We start from the raw sequence: 15,934 nt of genomic DNA on the forward strand, positions 1-15,934 counted from the left end.
AACCGGCGTAGGCGCCCGGCCCGTTCGCGCCGGGCGCCTACGCCGGTTATCGGCCGTGGGGAGGCGCGGGAAGGCTCAGTCGCGCGGGGCGCGGGCCAGTTGGCGGGACTGGGCCACCAGGCGGTTCGCGCTGTCCCAGACCTCCGCGTCCTCCTCCAGGAAGCCGCCCGCCAGGTTCCGCGTGGTGATCGAGACGCGGAGGGGGCCCGGCGCCGGGCGGCAGCGGACGTGGGTGGTGAGCTCCACCGTCGGGGTCCAGCCCTTGAGGCCCAGCTCGAAGGAGGTCGGCGGCAGGGCGTCCACCGCGAGCAGCAGGGACAGGGGGTCCGGCTCCCGGCCGTCGGCCAGGCCGAACCAGGCCCGCATCTCGCCCTTGCCCGAGGGCGCGCCGACCGCCCAGCCCACGCAGGCCGGGTCGAGGCGGAGGTCGAGACGGTCCGCGATCGCGGACGAGCCGGGGATCCTCGGGGCCGGGTTGTCGGCGGCGCTGAAGCAGTTCTCGATCGCGGCCATCGCCGGCGGCGTCGCGGAGGTGCGGACGTCGTCGGGGAGGGCGTCGAGGTCCCCGTACGAGGCGAGGACGCGGATGCGCTCGACCTCGGTGCCGTCCTCGGCGTACTGGAAGAGCGAGGCCTGGCCCGTGGAGAGCGTCCTGCCCGTGCGGACGGTCTCCGTCCGGATCACCGCGGGGCCCGGCACGGACGGCGTGAGGTAGTGCGCCGAGATCGTGAACGGGTCCGGGTGCGGGAGGTGGTCGCCGAGGGCGCGGCCGAGCAGGGCGAGGAGGTAGCCGCCGTTGACGGCGTGGATGATCGTCCAGCCGGCCGAGAGGTCGGCGTCGTAGACGCCGGGTTCCCGGAGGGTGACGGCGGTGTCGCGGTCGAACTCGCTCGCGGCGGCGACGGCGGTCTCGGTGCTCGTGCTCATGTTTTCGACGGTACCGCAGCTAGCTACTGAGCGGTAGCTTTTCCGGCGTCCTCCTCGCTGGCGGAGGAACGGCGGTTCCAGGCGCGGGGCGCGCGCCAGTGGTAGCGCATCGCCAGGAGCCGGAGCGTGAAGGCGGTGAGGACGGCGGCGCCGCTCGTGAACGCGTTGAGCGCGTCGAAGCGGATGCAGAGCACGACCATCGTCGCGCCCACGATCGCCGGGACGGCGTACAGGTCCCGGTCCCAGCGCAGCAGCGACGGCACCTCGTTGGCCAGCACGTCGCGCAGCACGCCGCCACCCACGGCCGTGGCGAGGCCGAGCGCGGCGGAGGAGGTGAGGCCGAGGCCGTAGTCGTACGCCTTGGTCGTCCCCGTGACGCAGAAGAGGCCCAGACCGGCCGCGTCGAAGACGTTCACCGCGGTCTGGGTGCGCTCGACCTCCGGGTGCAGGAAGAAGACGAAGGCCGTCGCGATCAGCGGCATCAGGAAGTAGCCGAGATCCGTGAAGGCGGCGGGGGGTACGGCGCCGATGATCAGGTCGCGGAAGAGACCGCCGCCGAGGGCGGTGACCTCGGCGAGGACGGCGATGCCGAAGACGTCGAAGTTCTTGCGGACGGCGAGGAGGGCGCCGGAGATGGCGAAGACGAAGATGCCGACGAGGTCGAGGGCGTGTTGGACGGAGGGGGTGAACAATTCGTGGAGCACGCGCCCATTGTTCCGGTTGTTCCCGTGCGGGAAGAGCAGAGGCCCCCGCCGTCGCATGACGGCGGGGGCCTCTGGTCCGGTCCGCGTCGGGGTCACTTCCCCGCGGCGTCGTCCTTCGCGTCGTCCTTCGCCTCGTCCTTCGCCTCGTCCTTCGCGGCCGACTCCGCCCCTTCCGGGACCTCCGTCGACTCCGCGGCCTCGGCCGCCTCCACCGGGGCCACGTCCTCCGACTCGGGCTCCGGGGTCGGTTCCGGCGCCTTCGGGGTCTTCGTGATCGTGACGTCCACCGATTCGCGGGGCTCCGGGATCGTCAGACCCTCCGCGTTCTCCGGGTGGTGGCAGGCCACGCGCTGGCCCGGGCGGAGCTCCAGGAGCGGGGGCTCCTGGGTGCGGCAGACGTCCGTGGCCTTCCAGCAGCGGGTGTGGAAGCGGCAGCCCGCCGGCGGGGCGATCGGGGACGGGACGTCGCCCTTGAGCAGGATGCGCTCGCCCTTCACGCCCTTGCGGCGCGGGTCCGGGATCGGGACCGCGGACATCAGGGCCCGGGTGTACGGGTGCATCGGGGACTCGTAGAGGGACTTGCGGTCCGCGAGCTCCACGATCTTGCCCAGGTACATCACCGCGATGCGGTCCGAGACGTGCCGGACGACCGACAGGTCGTGGGCGATGAACACGTAGGTGAGGCCCAGTTCCTCCTGGAGGTCGTCCAGGAGGTTGACCACCTGCGCCTGGATGGAGACGTCCAGGGCCGAGACGGGCTCGTCCGCGACGACCAGCTTCGGCTTCAGGGCCAGGGCGCGCGCGATGCCGATGCGCTGGCGCTGGCCGCCGGAGAACTCGTGCGGGTAGCGGTTGTAGTGCTCGGGGTTCAGGCCGACCAGGCCGAGCAGGCGCTGGACCTCCTTCTTCACGCCGCCCTCGGGCTCGACGCCCTGGAGCTTGAAGGGGGCCGAGACGATCGAGCCGACCGTGTGGCGCGGGTTCAGCGAGCCGTACGGGTCCTGGAAGATCATCTGGACGTCCCGGCGCAGCGGACGCATGCCCGACACGCCGAGGTGCGAGATGTCCGTGCCCTGGAACTCGATCTTCCCGCCGGTCGGTTCGAGGAGGCGGGTGATCAGCCGGCCCATCGTCGACTTGCCGCAGCCGGACTCGCCGACGACGCCGAGCGTCTCACCGGGGTAGACCTCGAAGTCGAGCCCGTCGACCGCCTTGACCGCACCGGTCTGACGCTGGAGCAGGCCCTTCCGGATGGGGAAGTGCTTCTGCAGGCCGGTGACCTTCAGCAAGGGTTCCATCGTGTCGCTCACAGCTTCGGCGCAATCTCTTCGGTCCAGATGCGGGTGCGCTCCTCCTGCGGCATGTGGCAGGCCGAGTGGTGGCGCTCTCCGACGAGGGTCAGCTCGGGGCGCTGGGTGCGCGTGATGCCGCCCTTGGGGACGTCGGCGTACGGGCAGCGGGGGTTGAAGGCGCAGCCGCTCGGGACGTTGATGAGGCTGGGCGGGTTGCCCTTGACCGGGATGAGCCGCTCGGTCTGCTCGCGGTCGATCCGCGGCATCGAGCCGAGCAGGCCCCAGGTGTAGGGGTGCTGCGGTTCGTAGAAGACGGACTCGGCCGGCCCGCGCTCGACGCACCGGCCGCCGTACATCACGAGGATGTCGTCGGCGAGCTCGGCGACGACGCCGAGGTCGTGCGTGATGATGATGACCGCGGAGCCGAACTCCTTCTGGAGGTCGCGCATCAGGTCGAGGATCTGGGCCTGGACCGTCACGTCGAGCGCCGTGGTGGGCTCGTCGGCGATGAGGAGCTCGGGGTTGTTGACGAGCGCCATGGCGATCATCGCGCGCTGGCGCATGCCGCCGGAGAACTCGTGCGGGTAGTTGTCGAACCGCTTGGCGGGCTCGGGGATGCCGACCCGGTCGAGGAGTTCGACGGCCCGCTTCTTCGCCGTCTTCTTGTCCACGTTGTTGTGGACGCGGTACGCCTCCACGATCTGGTGGCCGACCGTGTAGTACGGGTGCATCGCGGACAGCGGGTCCTGGAAGATCATCGCCATCTCGCGGCCGCGCATCTTGCGGACCTCTTCCGGGTCACCGGAGAGGAGCTCGCGCCCGTTCAGCCAGATCTCGCCGGAGATGCGGGCCTTCTGCCGGCCGTACTGGCCGACGGTGTGCAGGCCCATGATGCCGAGCGAGGTGACCGACTTGCCGGAGCCGGACTCGCCCACGATGCCGAGGGTCTTGCCCTTCTCCAGCTGGAAGCTGAGGCCGTCGACCGACTTGACCAGACCGTCGTCGGTCGGGAAGTGGATCTTCAGGTCGCGTACGTCGAGGAAGGTGTCGGACGGGGCGGACTTCCCGGTGTCGACGGGCTCTCCGACCGCCGCGCCCGTCTTCGTCAGCTTGTCCGTCATGCGAGCCTCACTCGGGGGTCGATCACCGCGTACAGAAGGTCCACCACGAGGTTGGCGATGACCACGGCGGCAGCCGTGATGAGCGTGACCGCCAGGATCAGCGGCAGGTCCCGCTCGCTGACGGCCCGGTAGGCCGCCTGGCCGAGGCCCGGAAGGCTGAACGCGGTCTCGGTCAGGATCGCGCCGCCGACGAGGGCGCCGAGGTCCATGCCGAAGATGGTCAGGATGGGGGTCATGGTGGAGCGCATGGCGTGCTTGCCGAGCACGACCGGCTCCGGCAGGCCCTTGGCCCGCGCGGTGCGGATGTAGTCCTCGCCGAGGACCTCCAGCATGGTGGCGCGGGTGAGGCGCGCGTACATCGCCGCGTACAGGAAGGCGAGGGTGACCCAGGGAAGGAGCAGGCCGCCGAACCAGCCACCGAAGGACTCGGTGATCGGGGTGTACGAGGACTTGAGCCAGCCCAGCTGCGTGCGGAAGACGAGCATGGAGAGCATGGCGGTGAAGAAGATGGGGAGCGAGACGCCGGCCAGCGCGGTGATCATCGCGGCACGGTCGATGATCGTGCCCCGCTTGAGCGCGGAGACCACGCCCGTGGTGACGCCGAGCACCAGCCACAGCACGGCGGCACCGAGGACCATGGAGAGGGTGACCGGGAAGGCGTCGGTCAGCATGGTCCAGACGTCCTGCTCGGTGCGGAACGAGTAGCCGAAGCAGGGCGCGGCACAGTGGATGGTGTCGCCGCCGCCGGTGTAGTCCCGGCCGACGAAGATGCCGGACACGAAGTGCCAGAACTGCACCAGGATCGGATCGCCCAGGCCCAGCTTCTGCCGGATGGCCTCGATGGAAGCCGGATCCGCCTGCTTGCCGACGAACATCGCGGCAGGATCACTGCCGGTCATCTTGGGGATGAGGAAGAAGATGCTGAGCGTCACGAGTGTGACGACGAGCAGCATCACGACGACTGAGAAGAGTCGCCGGACTATGTATGCAAGCATGCGGTCGGCCGGGTGGCGGCCGGGGATCCCGATCGGGTTCCCCGGCCGCCGCCGTCGGCCATCACCTGCCCTTCGGACCTGGCGGCGGGTGGTGCGCCGGTGAAGCGGGTCGGATTACTTGACGACGCCGAGCGACGCGTAGTCGTAGCGGCCGTTGTAGGCGTCCGCCGTGTAGACGTTGGTCAGCCGGGAGCTGCGCCAGATGATGTTCTTCTCGTTGGTGAAGGGCAGGTAGACCGCGGCCTCCGACACCTTCGTGTTGATCTGCTTGTAGAGGTCGCCGGCCTTGTTCGGGTCGGTCTCCTTCAGAGCCTGGTCGAACAGGCCGTTGACGGCCTTGTCGTTGAGCTCGGCGAAGTTGTTGTTACCGCTCTGCAGGATGAAGCGGCCGTCGACCAGCGGCTGGAGGAAGCCCTGACCGGTCGGGAAGTCGGCGCCCCAGCCCATGATGATGATGCCGTAGCCCTTCTCCTTGACCACCTTCGGCGAACCGATGATGCCGGAGGTCTGGGCGCCGTCGAACTGGTCGATCTGGGCGTCGATGCCGACGGCCTTCAGCGACTGCTGGAGGGACTCGGCGGTCGCGATCTCGATCTTCTTGTTGTTGCGGACCGCGATCGTGGTCTTGAAGCCGTTCGGCTTGCCGCACTTCTTCAGCGCCTCCTTGGCCTTGGCCAGGTCGGGGGCGCCGGCGAGCTTGCCGTACGGGTCGTACTTCGGGTCGGCGCCCTTGATGCCCGGCGGCAGCATGTTGGGGGCGATGTCGCCACCGGCCTGCGGGCCACCACGGGCGGTCTGGAGGGACTTGGAGTCGGCGGCGTAGATGATCGCCTTGCGGCACTCGATGTTGGGGATCACCGTCTGCGGGAAGACCGCGTAGCGGATGAAGCCCGTCTGCGGGTTGTCGACGTTGCCCTTGTGCTGCTGGAGCACCTTCTGGCGGGCGGCGGCGCCGACACCGGTCGCGTTGAGGTCGAGGTCGTACTCGCCCTCGACCAGACGGTTGTCCATGTCGTCGGCGTTCGTGGTGAACGTGACGGAGATGGTGTCCGGGAGCGCCTTGCGGATGCCGTCGGACTTGGGGTCCCACTTGTCGTTGCGAACGAGCTTCATCGACTTGTTCGGCGTGTACGACTGCCACTTGTACGGGCCGGAGGAGAAGGGCTTCAGGCCGTACTTGGCCTTGGTGTCCTTGTCCTGGCGGACCGGGGAGGCGGCGGGCATGGCCAGCATCTGCAGGAAGTCGCCGTTGGCGACCGGCAGCTTGAAGATGATGGTCTTGTCGTCCGGGGTCTCGATCGCGCTCAGACCGAGCTTGTCCGCGGTGGTGTCCTTGTACGGACCCTTGTACGTGCCCTTGGGGTCGAGGACCTGCTGGAGGTAGATCGGGCCGCCGGAGATGACGTCCTGGGCCCAGATGCGCTCGATGCCGTACTTGATGTCCTTGGAGGTGATCGGCTTGCCGTCCTCCCACGTCACGCCGTCCTTCAGCGTGAACGTGTAGGTGAGGCCGTCGGCCGAGACCTTGCCGGCGTCGGTGGCGAGGTCGGGGACCAGCTCGGTGGAGGCGGTGCCCGGCTCGGCCTTGAAGGTGACGAGCTGGCGGGTGTAGTAGCGGGCGAAGTCCCACACGAAGCCGTAGTAGCCGCGCTGCGGGTCCCACGAGTCGGCCTCCTGCGAGCCGATGAACTTCAGCTCGCCGCCCTTCTTGTCGGAGGCGTTGGCGACCTTGTTCACCGCGGCGTTGAAGCCGGGCGTGCCGGCCGCGCCCTTGCCGCCACCGTCGCCGTTACCGCCGCCACACGCGGTCGTGACGACCATCGTGGCCGCGGCAAGCAGCGCGCCCGCGGCGATTCTGCGCTGAGAGCTCTTCAGCATGGGTCCAGCAACCTCCGGGATAGTGGCGGCCGTTACGGCGGTCCGCCGATTGGGGATGGGCCTCCTGTCGCCAGCGGCAGGGGCGGGTCTTGCGTGTCGTCGGCGAACGGTCAGCGGGAGCCCTTCGGGTCGAGCGCGTCGCGCACGCCGTCGCCGAAGAGGTTGAACGCCAGAACGGTGATGAAGATCGCGAGGCCGGGGATCACCATGAACAGGGGATCCGACTCGTAGGTGGTGATGGCCGTCGACAGCATCTGGCCCCAGGAAGCGGTGGGGGGCTTCACACCCGCGCCGAGGAAGCTGAGCGCCGCTTCGGTGAGGATGTTGGTGGGGATCATGAGGGTCGCGTAGACCATGATCGGGGCGATCAGGTTGGGCAGCAGCTCGCGGCGCAGGATGTAGAAGCGGCCGGCGCCCAGGCTCTGGGCGGCCTCGACGTACTCGCGGTTGCGCAGCGAGAGGGTCTGGCCTCGGACGATGCGGCCGACGTACGGCCATCCGAAGAAGCCGATCACCAGGATGAGCGCGGCGATGCGCACACCCGATCCGTCCAGGCCGAGGAACTCGTTGGGCAGCACCGAGACCAGGGCGATCGTGAAGAGCAGCTGCGGGAACGCCAGCATCACGTCCATGATCCGGCTGAGGGCCGCGTCGATCCAGCCGCCGAAGTAGCCCGCGATGACGCCGAGGACGGTGCCGAGGAAGACCGCGAAGACCGCCGCCAGGAAGGCGACGAGCAGCGAGATCCGGGCGCCGTAGACGATCCGGCTGAAGACGTCGCGGCCGTTGACCGGCTCGACGCCGAACAGGAAGTCGCCGTTGACGCCGCCCCAGGAGCCGATCGGCGTGCCGAACAGCGGGTCGATCTGGTCCTCGTGGAACTCCTCCGGCGGGTGGCCGAGGAGGCCCACGATGACCGGCGCGAAGATCGCGACGAGGATCAGGAAGAGGACGACGAACGCGCCCGCGAGGGCCAGCTTGTCGCGCTTGAGGCGGGTCCAGGCGATCTTCCAGGGCGAGCGCCCCTCGATCGCCTTGCCTGCCGCGCCGGAGTTGTCCGGAGTGCCGGAAGCGTCGGGCGCGCCGTCGACGGTGGCGGTCGCCTCGCCCGCACTCGTCTCGTGCAGTGGTGCCGTCATCGTGGTGAGGACCCCTCTCGGCCGCCGGTAGCCGGCCCTTGCCCGCCGCGGGTAGCGGCTCGGTGGAACAACCTGCTGGACATCGGCTCGAAAGGAGTCGAACGTCCTGTGTTCCGGGGAGTCTTCAATGCGCTTGCGATCACCCGCCAGACCTGAAGCTCAATGTTTGCTCAAACGTGATGCGGTGCTGCGACTTCCGTTATCCGGACGCCGTGATCACGTGAGCGGACCAACCGGGGCCCTCTCACCCGCAATCGGACATGTCGCTCAACTGGTGCCGCGAACTGTCGAATTGGGGTGAACGAAGGCCTCCAGAGCGGACTCCGGAGGCCTTTGCCGACAACTGGGACACGAGGGGCGTCTCAGTATCCGGACGGCGTCGGCGGCGGGTATCCGTACCCCGGTACGGCGGCGGAGCCGCGCCCGGCGTGCGCCTCGCGGTCGTAGAAGGGGCGCGCGTTCGCCCGCAGCCACAGGGCCACCGGGTCGTACGCGTCGGAGAGCGCGACCGTCGAGACGGGCAGTCCGTCGGGGACGGAGCCGATCGACTGGCGCATCATCGAGCGGACCGCGTCGACGGCCGCCGGGGACGTGTCGTACAGGTCGAGACCGATGGCGAGGTACGGGGAACCGAGCGCCGGCTGCACCCAGCCGCGGCGCAGCGACCGGACGGCCTGGGTGCGGTGCGCGTTCTGCGTGAGCAGGGCGTAGAACTGCGGGAGCTCCAGGGCGGGCTCGGTGACGCGCAGCGGCCCGGCGGGCATCCGGTCGAGACCGGTGGCGATCCGGCGCAGGTCGGGCCAGGGGATGCCGACGCCGCCGCCGGGGGCGTGCGGATTGAGCCAGACGCCCCAGCGGTCGGGATAGAGGGCGCGGGCGATCTCGCGGCCGGTGACGAGCTCGTGGGCACGGTTCCAGCCAGAGGCGGCGAGCTCCTGGGGGGAGGTGACGCAGGGCGCGTAGCCGAAGCCGTCGACCTCCATGTTCCCGTACTGGGCGTCGGGCGAGCCGGGGGCGCCCTGCCAGAGCAGCATCCAGAGCTCGCCGTCGGCGAGGGCGTGCAGCAACTGCTCGTACGCGTCGTAGCGTCCGGGCTCCACCTGGCGCAGCATGTGCTCGACCCGTCCTCCGGTCGCAGCGGTGCCTGACGCGCTCACCCTGGGTCCCGCCCCTCTTCCGTCCACCACGTACGTCTGTCCAGCGATCGAGTCAGTTCAGCTTAAACAGGGGGCCGCTCAGGCGTCGCCGCGCTGATAGAAGGGGCGCACCCGCTCCAGCATCCAGTCGCCGACCGGGTCCTGCGCCATGTCGAGCAGGATGAGGTTGACCGGCCAGGCGACCTCGACGCGGCCGAGGGCGCGGCCGAGGGCGTCCAGGGGGGCGTTCCGGTCGACGCCGTCCCAGCCGCCCAGCTGGACGCCGATGAAGAGGGCCGGTTCGGTGCCCTCGACGCTGGCGAGGGCGCGGCGGGCGGTGGTGACGACCCCGGTGGCCTCGAACTCGGCGGAGGCGGCGGCGAGGAAGTCGACCGGATCGTCCTGCCAGTCGGGCTCGAAGAGCCGGACGCGGCCGCCGCTGGCGGGGCCGTCGAGCGGGGTGCGGCCGGCGCGGCAGAGCTCGGCGACGGCGGGCGGGGGCAGCGGGACGCCGACGGTGCCGCCGGGGTTCACGGCGATGCCGAGCTGCGGGGGCAGTCCGCGGGCGAAGTCACGGGCGGGGGCGACGGTGAAGGACATGTGGTCGCCGACGCAGGCGAGGAACTGCTGCTCGGAGCTGAAGACGGGCACGTAGGCCGCGCCCTCGATCTCCATGGTGGCGAGGTCGAGACTCTGGCTGTCGGGGCCGCCGCCGTTGGGCAGGGGCACCCAGACCGGGCTGCGGCCCAGCACCTCCACCAGTCGGCCTCCGGCCTCGGGATTGCCGAGTGAGGCGGCAAGGACCTCTTCGAGCTCGTTGCCCGGCCACGTCACGTCCACGGTCGCGTTTCCCCTTCTCGCACGGCCTGCCGCACCGGCCGCCCGGCAGCACCCTAACGCCGCGCCGTCGCCACTGCGGCCAAAAGGGAGGGTACGGGCGTCCCGGACCGCCCGCGCCCCGTCCCGGGACACGGCCGGGGACACCGGCAGCGGGCGGCGCGCCCGGGAAGCCGCGAGCCGCCCGGGACGCCACGGACCGCCGGGAAGCCGCGAGCCGCCCAGGAAGCCACGGACCGCCCGGGACGCCACGGACCGCCCGGGACGCCACGGACCGCCCGGGACGCCACGGACCGCCCGGGACGCCACGGACCGCCCGGGACGCCACGGACCGCCCGGGAAGCCGCGGACCGCCCGGGGGACCGGCGGGGCGCACGGTGCGGACCGGCTCCGGGGCGGGCCCCTCAGGCCGCCTCGCGGAAGTCGATCCGGTGGAGGGAGTCGGCGGCGGCGCGGTCGAGGAGGGTCGCCGAGGCGCAGCCGTGCGGCAGGCTGCCGGACTCGGCGGCCCGCAGGAGCCGGCCGACGGCCCGCCGGTGCCGCGCGAAGGCGTACGCGGAGACGCCCCGGCCCCGGGCGTCCTGACCGGCCCGGGCGACGTCGGGGGTGACGTCGAGGAGGAGCAGGTGCAGGGCGCGGCCGCGGCGTCTCGCCTCGCGGGCGAGCCAGCCGCGCACCCAGGCCTGGGTGCCGCAGTCGTGGACGATCAGGCTCGCGCCGGAGCGCAGGGCGCGGCGCAGTCCGGCGTAGTGCGCGATCCGGACGAGGGGGCGGTAGACGGCGTACGGGAGGAGGCGCGGCATGCGGGCCTCCCAGCGCTCGCGGGCGTCCTGGGAGTCGATGCCGCTGCCCTGGGCGGCGCGCTTCATCAGGGTGGACTTGCCGCTGCCGGGCAGCCCGGAGACGACGACGAGGTCGCCGGCGGCGAAGGTCAGGGCGCGGGGGCCGCGGCCGCCGCGCTCGCGCAGGTCCCGCAGAAGACGGCCACGGGCCCGCTGGGACGGTATGCCGGTGCTCGTCGCGTATGCGCCGGTGTGCTGGATCCTCATCGCTCTCCCCCTGTCGGGCCTCGGAGACCCGAGGAGACCCTTGCCCACGAAGTGTAAAGAAATGGTAATGCGGCACAAGCGATTTGCCCCGCCGACACCGCGTGCGATGATGTGCGCGCCAGGCGCGCACAGTCGCCGCACAATCGCATACCGGCCGCTCGAATCCGCGCGGGAGAGTTCCGGACCGCCGAGCGCGTCCGGGCGCCGAAGGAGCAAGACCCTCCCTTGAATCTCTCAGGCCCCGTACCGCGCGGATGAGGCAGATCTGAAAAGCGGGACGCGTCACCGTGTCCCCACCCAAGGTGCAAGCCGAGGATGCTCTCGGTGAACCTCTCAGGTTCCATGACAGATGGGGAGGACGTCCTCGCCCGTCATGTGTTTCGTCACCGATCACGCCCTTGGGACCCGGGAGCCACCCCATGACCACTGCCCCCCGCCTGACCGCCCTCGATGCCCTGCATCGTTCGCTGGGCGCGACCATGACCGACTTCGCCGGCTGGGACATGCCGCTGCGGTACGGCAGCGAGCGCGACGAGCACAACGCCGTCCGCACCAAGGCCGGTCTCTTCGACCTCTCCCACATGGGCGAGATCACGGTCACGGGCCCGCAGGCCGTCGACCTCCTGGACTACGCCCTCGTCGGCAACATCTCCACGGTGGGCAACGGCCGCGCCCGCTACACGATGATCTGCCAGGAGGACGGCGGCATCCTCGACGACCTGATCGTCTACCGCCTCGGCGAGACCGAGTACATGGTCGTCGCCAACGCCTCCAACGCCCAGGTCGTCCTCGACGCGCTGACCGAGCGCGCGGCCGGCTTCGACGCCGAGGTCCGCGACGACCGTGACGCGTACGCCCTGATCGCGGTCCAGGGCCCGGAGTCCCCCGGCATCCTGAAGTCGCTCACCGACGCCGACCTGGACGGTCTGAAGTACTACGCCGGCCTGCCCGGCACGGTCGCCGGCGTCCCGGCGCTGATCGCCCGCACCGGCTACACCGGCGAGGACGGCTTCGAGCTGTTCCTGAAGCCCGAGCACGCCGAGGGCGTCTGGAAGGCGCTGACCGAGGCGGGCGAGGGCGTCGGCCTGATCCCCTGCGGCCTGTCCTGCCGTGACACGCTCCGCCTGGAGGCGGGCATGCCGCTGTACGGCCACGAGCTGACCACCGCCCTCACCCCCTTCGACGCGGGCCTCGGCCGGGTCGTGAAGTTCGAGAAGACGACGAACGAGGGCCGCTTCGTCGGCCGCGAGGCCCTGGAGAAGGCCGCCGAGCGCGCCGAGACCGCCCCGCCGCGCAAGCTCGTCGGTCTGATCGCCGAGGGCCGCCGCGTCCCGCGCGCCGGCTTCTCCGTCGTCAAGGACGGCGTGGTCATCGGCGAGGTCACCTCGGGCGCCCCGTCCCCGACCCTCGGCAAGCCGATCGCCATGGCGTACGTGGACGCGGCCCACGCCACGCCCGGGACCGAGGGCGTCGGTGTGGACATCCGCGGCACCCACGAGCCCTACGAGGTCGTGGCGCTGCCGTTCTACAAGCGCCAGAAGTGACGCAGTCGTCTCGTTCCGCGTCTCATCCCGTAAGACCCACGTTCATCAGCACTCCCCCGATCCAGGAGAATCAGGTCATGAGCAACCCCCAGCAGCTGAGCTACACCAAGGAGCACGAGTGGCTGTCGGAGGCCGTCGACGGCGTCTCGACGGTCGGCATCACGGAGTTCGCGGCCAACGCGCTCGGTGACGTCGTCTACGCCCAGCTCCCCGCGGTCGGTGACACCGTCACCGAGGGTGAGACCTGTGGCGAGCTGGAGTCGACGAAGTCCGTCAGCGACCTCTACTCCCCCGTCACGGGCGAGGTCGTCGAGGCCAACCAGGACGTGGTGGACGACCCGTCCCTGGTGAACACGGCTCCGTTCGAGGGTGGCTGGCTGTTCAAGGTCCGGATCACCGAGGCACCGAAGGACCTGCTCTCCGCCGACGAGTACGCCGCGCTCACCGCCGAGAACTGAGACCCCCTAGGGATCGATTCATGTCGCTTCTGAACACCCCTCTCCACGAGCTGGACCCCGACGTCGCCGCCGCCGTCGACGCCGAGCTCCTCCGTCAGCAGTCCACCCTCGAGATGATCGCCTCGGAGAACTTCGCTCCGGTCGCGGTCATGGAGGCCCAGGGCTCCGTCCTCACCAACAAGTACGCCGAGGGCTACCCGGGCCGCCGCTACTACGGCGGCTGCGAGCACGTCGACGTGGCCGAGCAGATCGCGATCGACCGGATCAAGGACCTGTTCGGCGCCGAGTACGCCAACGTCCAGCCGCACTCCGGCGCCTCCGCGAACCAGGCCGCCCTCTTCGCGATCGCCCAGCCCGGCGACACGATCCTGGGTCTCGACCTGGCGCACGGCGGTCACCTCACCCACGGCATGCGCCTGAACTTCTCCGGCAAGCAGTTCAACGTGGTCGCGTACCACGTGGACGAGGCCGGTCTGGTCGACATGGCCGAGGTCGAGCGCCTCGCCAAGGAGCACCGCCCCAAGGTGATCATCGCGGGCTGGTCCGCCTACCCGCGCCAGCTGGACTTCGCCGAGTTCCGCCGGATCGCCGACGAGGTCGAGGCCTACCTGTGGGTCGACATGGCCCACTTCGCGGGCCTGGTCGCCGCCGGTCTGCACCCGAACCCGGTCGAGTACGCGGACGTGGTGACCTCCACCACGCACAAGACGCTCGGCGGCCCGCGCGGCGGCATCATCCTGGCGAAGAAGGAGTTCGCCAAGAAGCTGAACTCCTCGGTCTTCCCCGGTTTCCAGGGCGGCCCGCTGGAGCACGTGATCGCGGCCAAGGCCGTCTCCTTCAAGGTCGCGGCCTCGGAGGAGTTCAAGGAGCGCCAGCAGCGCACCCTGGACGGCGCCCGCGCGCTGGCCGAGCGCCTGGTCCAGGACGACGTCACCGCCCACGGCGTCTCCGTCCTGTCCGGCGGCACGGACGTGCACCTGGTCCTGGTGGACCTGCGCAACTCCGAGCTCGACGGCCAGCAGGCCGAGGACCGTCTCCACGAGGTCGGCATCACGGTCAACCGGAACGCCGTTCCGAACGACCCGCGCCCGCCGATGGTCACCTCGGGTCTGCGCATCGGTACGCCGGCCCTCGCGACCCGCGGCTTCCAGGCCGAGGACTTCGCCGAGGTCGCCGACGTCATCGCGGAGACCCTGAAGCCCGGCTTCGACGCGGACAAGGCCGCGGCCCTCAAGGCCCGGGTGACGGCGCTCGCCGACAAGCACCCGCTGTACCCCGGCCTGAAGTAATTTCGTACCCTTTTGTTCGTACGGAATCTTCGGGGCACCGCGCACACTGGACAGTGAGCGCGGTGCCCCGCCCCATGCCCAGCCCTTCTTCACGCTTCTCTGCTCCACCCCGGCAGACAACGGCGTCTAGCCCCCACAAGGAGTCCTCCCGTGGCCATCTCGGTCTTCGACCTGTTCTCGATCGGCATCGGCCCGTCGAGCTCCCACACGGTGGGCCCCATGCGCGCGGCCCGGATGTTCGCCCGCCGGCTGAAGAACGAGGGCCTGCTCGCCCACACGGCGAAGATACGGGCCGAGCTGTACGGCTCGCTCGGCGCGACCGGCCACGGCCACGGCACCCCCAAGGCGGTCCTGCTCGGCCTGGAGGGCAACTCGCCGCGCACCGTCGACGTGGAGAGCGCCGACGACGAGTTCGAGCGGATCAAGGCGAGCGGCCGCATCAACCTGCTCGGCGCCCACGAGATCCCCTTCTCCTTCGACGACGACCTGGTCCTGCACCGCCGCAAGGCGCTGCCGTACCACGCCAACGGCATGACGGTCTTCGCCTACGACGCGCAGGGCGCGCTGGTCCTGGAGAAGACGTACTACTCGGTCGGCGGCGGCTTCGTCGTCGACGAGGACGCGGTGGCGGGCGAGAACCCGATCATCCCGGACGACACCGTCCTGAAGTACCCCTTCCGCACCGGCGACGAGCTGCTGCGCCTGGCCAAGGAGACCGGCCTGTCGATCTCCTCGCTGATGCTGGAGAACGAGAAGGCCTGGCGCACCGAGGACGAGATCCGCGCGGGCCTGCTGGAGATCTGGCGGGTCATGCAGGCCTGCGTCTCGCGCGGCATGTCCCGCGAGGGCATCCTGCCAGGCGGCCTCAAGGTCCGCCGCCGCGCCGCCACCTCCGCGCGCAAGCTGCGCTCCGAGGGCGACCCGGCCGCGCACGCGATGGAGTGGATCACCCTCTACGCGATGGCCGTGAACGAGGAGAACGCGGCGGGCGGCCGGGTGGTCACCGCCCCGACCAACGGCGCGGCCGGCATCATCCCCGCGGTGCTGCACTACTACATGAACTTCGTCCCCGGCGCGGACGAGGACGGCATCGTCCGTTTCCTGCTCGCGGCGGGCGCGGTCGGCATGCTGTTCAAGGAGAACGCCTCGATCTCCGGCGCCGAGGTCGGCTGCCAGGGCGAGGTCGGCTCGGCCTGCTCGATGGCGGCCGGCGCGCTCGCCGAGGTGCTGGGCGGCTCGCCGGAGCAGGTGGAGAACGCGGCCGAGATCGGCATGGAGCACAACCTGGGTCTGACCTGCGACCCGGTCGGCGGTCTGGTGCAGATCCCGTGCATCGAGCGCAACGGCATGGCGGCGGTCAAGGCGGTCACGGCGGCGAAGATGTCGATGCGCGGTGACGGCAGCCACCTGGTCTCCCTCGACAAGGTCATCAAGACCATGAAGGAGACGGGTGCCGACATGAGCGTGAAGTACAAGGAGACCGCGCGGGGTGGTCTCGCGGTGAACATCATCGAGTGCTGAACCGTTTGTGCACACGGCCGGCCCCGGGATCCCCGGGGCCGGCC

Annotated in this window: 14 protein-coding genes and 1 riboswitch; of the genes, 4 read left to right on the forward strand and 10 right to left on the reverse strand. The window is 70.4% G+C overall.

The genetic code is table 11. The annotated features are described in order from the left end of the window. Positions 1-75 precede the first annotated feature (75 nt). The 10 genes from CCN56_RS12015 to CCN56_RS12060 form a co-directional block, all read right to left on the reverse strand. Positions 76-927, reverse strand: a complete 852-nt coding sequence (locus tag CCN56_RS12015) for a thioesterase family protein (protein WP_086826335.1) — start codon at positions 925-927, stop codon at positions 76-78. 23 nt (positions 928-950) lie between these two features. Then, on the reverse strand, positions 951-1,631 hold the full coding sequence (locus CCN56_RS12020; protein ID WP_086826337.1) for a trimeric intracellular cation channel family protein: 681 nt from the start codon (positions 1,629-1,631) through the stop codon (positions 951-953). A gap of 92 nt (positions 1,632-1,723) precedes the next feature. Beyond that, positions 1,724-2,929 carry an ABC transporter ATP-binding protein gene (locus CCN56_RS12025; protein WP_179199813.1) on the reverse strand — a complete coding sequence of 402 codons (1,206 nt, stop codon included), beginning with the start codon at positions 2,927-2,929 and terminating at the stop codon, positions 1,724-1,726. Positions 2,930-2,937: 8 nt separating this feature from the next. Beyond that, positions 2,938-4,044, reverse strand: a complete 1,107-nt coding sequence (locus CCN56_RS12030; RefSeq protein ID WP_086826340.1) for an ABC transporter ATP-binding protein — start codon at positions 4,042-4,044, stop codon at positions 2,938-2,940. Further along, complete coding sequence (locus CCN56_RS12035) at positions 4,041-5,039, reverse strand: ABC transporter permease (protein ID WP_086826342.1); 999 nt, start codon at positions 5,037-5,039, stop codon at positions 4,041-4,043. The genes CCN56_RS12030 and CCN56_RS12035 overlap by 4 nt, the downstream gene beginning before the upstream one ends. A gap of 114 nt (positions 5,040-5,153) precedes the next feature. Next, complete coding sequence (locus CCN56_RS12040) at positions 5,154-6,917, reverse strand: ABC transporter substrate-binding protein (RefSeq protein ID WP_086826344.1); 1,764 nt, start codon at positions 6,915-6,917, stop codon at positions 5,154-5,156. Positions 6,918-7,027: 110 nt separating this feature from the next. Continuing rightward, complete coding sequence (locus tag CCN56_RS12045) at positions 7,028-8,056, reverse strand: ABC transporter permease (RefSeq protein ID WP_086826346.1); 1,029 nt, start codon at positions 8,054-8,056, stop codon at positions 7,028-7,030. A gap of 362 nt (positions 8,057-8,418) precedes the next feature. Beyond that, entirely contained in the window at positions 8,419-9,213 is a 795-nt protein-coding gene (locus tag CCN56_RS12050) for an enhanced serine sensitivity protein SseB C-terminal domain-containing protein (protein ID WP_086826347.1), read from the reverse strand. 78 nt (positions 9,214-9,291) lie between these two features. After that, on the reverse strand, positions 9,292-10,032 hold the full coding sequence (locus CCN56_RS12055; protein ID WP_086826349.1) for an enhanced serine sensitivity protein SseB: 741 nt from the start codon (positions 10,030-10,032) through the stop codon (positions 9,292-9,294). A gap of 401 nt (positions 10,033-10,433) precedes the next feature. Further along, on the reverse strand, positions 10,434-11,078 hold the full coding sequence (locus CCN56_RS12060) for an AAA family ATPase (protein WP_086826351.1): 645 nt from the start codon (positions 11,076-11,078) through the stop codon (positions 10,434-10,436). A 159-nt stretch (positions 11,079-11,237) separates the two neighbouring features. Beyond that, a riboswitch (glycine riboswitch) is annotated at positions 11,238-11,337 on the forward strand. A gap of 160 nt (positions 11,338-11,497) precedes the next feature. Between CCN56_RS12060 and gcvT the strand changes: the two genes are divergently transcribed. From gcvT to CCN56_RS12080, 4 genes are all read left to right on the forward strand, one after another. Beyond that, entirely contained in the window at positions 11,498-12,622 is a 1,125-nt protein-coding gene (gene gcvT / locus CCN56_RS12065) for a glycine cleavage system aminomethyltransferase GcvT (protein WP_086826353.1), read from the forward strand. Between the two features lie 77 nt (positions 12,623-12,699). Continuing rightward, the gene (gene gcvH, locus CCN56_RS12070; RefSeq protein ID WP_086826355.1) at positions 12,700-13,080 is read left to right on the forward strand and encodes a glycine cleavage system protein GcvH; all 381 of its coding nucleotides are present in this window, start codon (positions 12,700-12,702) and stop codon (positions 13,078-13,080) included. 20 nt (positions 13,081-13,100) lie between these two features. After that, positions 13,101-14,369: a serine hydroxymethyltransferase gene (glyA, locus tag CCN56_RS12075; RefSeq protein WP_086826357.1), complete on the forward strand. Its 1,269-nt coding sequence runs from the start codon at positions 13,101-13,103 to the stop codon at positions 14,367-14,369. Positions 14,370-14,519: 150 nt separating this feature from the next. Beyond that, on the forward strand, positions 14,520-15,890 hold the full coding sequence (locus tag CCN56_RS12080) for an L-serine ammonia-lyase (protein WP_086826359.1): 1,371 nt from the start codon (positions 14,520-14,522) through the stop codon (positions 15,888-15,890). The last annotated feature ends 44 nt before the right edge of the window (positions 15,891-15,934 follow it).

The sequence above is a fragment of the Streptomyces sp. NRRL B-24572 genome, from assembly GCF_002156145.1.
GTDB lineage: Bacteria > Actinomycetota > Actinomycetes > Streptomycetales > Streptomycetaceae > Streptomyces > Streptomyces vietnamensis.

What these genes read in the sequence shown, in the direction of transcription:
- CCN56_RS12015 (WP_086826335.1), bottom strand. Translation starts at nt 927, where the DNA reads ATGAGCACGAGCACCGAGACCGCCGTCGCCGCCGCGAGCGAGTTCGAC.
- CCN56_RS12025 (WP_179199813.1), bottom strand. Translation starts at nt 2,929, where the DNA reads ATGGAACCCTTGCTGAAGGTCACCGGCCTGCAGAAGCACTTCCCCATC.
- CCN56_RS12030 (WP_086826340.1), bottom strand. Translation starts at nt 4,044, where the DNA reads ATGACGGACAAGCTGACGAAGACGGGCGCGGCGGTCGGAGAGCCCGTC.
- CCN56_RS12035 (WP_086826342.1), bottom strand. Translation starts at nt 5,039, where the DNA reads ATGCTTGCATACATAGTCCGGCGACTCTTCTCAGTCGTCGTGATGCTG.
- CCN56_RS12040 (WP_086826344.1), bottom strand. Translation starts at nt 6,917, where the DNA reads ATGCTGAAGAGCTCTCAGCGCAGAATCGCCGCGGGCGCGCTGCTTGCC.
- CCN56_RS12045 (WP_086826346.1), bottom strand. Translation starts at nt 8,056, where the DNA reads ATGACGGCACCACTGCACGAGACGAGTGCGGGCGAGGCGACCGCCACC.
- CCN56_RS12060 (WP_086826351.1), bottom strand. Translation starts at nt 11,078, where the DNA reads ATGAGGATCCAGCACACCGGCGCATACGCGACGAGCACCGGCATACCG.
- gcvT (WP_086826353.1), top strand. Translation starts at nt 11,498, where the DNA reads ATGACCACTGCCCCCCGCCTGACCGCCCTCGATGCCCTGCATCGTTCG.
- gcvH (WP_086826355.1), top strand. Translation starts at nt 12,700, where the DNA reads ATGAGCAACCCCCAGCAGCTGAGCTACACCAAGGAGCACGAGTGGCTG.
- glyA (WP_086826357.1), top strand. Translation starts at nt 13,101, where the DNA reads ATGTCGCTTCTGAACACCCCTCTCCACGAGCTGGACCCCGACGTCGCC.